The sequence below is a fragment of the Gluconobacter sp. P1D12_c genome (genome assembly GCF_018812105.1).
Classification (GTDB): Bacteria; Pseudomonadota; Alphaproteobacteria; order Acetobacterales; family Acetobacteraceae; genus Gluconobacter; species Gluconobacter oxydans_A.
This window is the reverse complement of record NZ_JACSIQ010000479.1, coordinates 1-444: the sequence shown is the minus strand read 5'-3', so window position 1 is coordinate 444 and position 444 is coordinate 1. Positions and strand designations below refer to the sequence as shown.

The 444-nt window shown below is 53.4% G+C and carries 2 protein-coding genes; one reads left to right on the top strand and one right to left on the bottom strand.

All coding sequences use genetic code 11. The annotated features are described in order from the left end of the window. Positions 1 to 110: recombinase family protein (locus KP705_RS17765; RefSeq protein ID WP_215765241.1), on the bottom strand; the 110-nt coding region annotated here is incomplete at its 3' end. A 156-nt stretch (positions 111 to 266) separates the two neighbouring features. On the opposite strand from KP705_RS17765, the gene KP705_RS17760 reads away from it, so the two are divergent. Continuing rightward, positions 267 to 444: DUF4158 domain-containing protein (locus tag KP705_RS17760; RefSeq protein WP_215765240.1), on the top strand; the 178-nt coding region annotated here is incomplete at its 3' end.

Genomic DNA, 444 nt, shown 5'->3' with positions numbered 1-444 from the left:
GTGTAAATACGATCGGCAGAAACACCGAGTTTGAGCAGTTCCTGATGCTGGGCCGCGAGATCCTGTTTGTCCGTCGAGCAGCGGGCATAGCCGATCATTATGTGTGTCATACGGGAAAGTGTAACGTATAAGGCCCCATGACTGCAAAACATATGGTACAACATTTATGAGACACAGCACACGGCTGTATTCCATGACGTGTTGCACTTGTCCGGGACAGTCCGTCCAACGATCCCCTTCCGGACACATGAAGGAGACATCCGATCATGGCGCGGCGCCGTCTTCTGACCCGTGAAGCTCTCGCCCGACATTACGAGCCTTCTGTCGATGATCGCGAGATCACGAGACATTTTACACTCAGCCAGGATGACTTCGATCTGATCGCAACCCGCCGCGGAGAAACCTCCCGATTGGGTTTCACGATGGTCATGCTCTACATGCGCT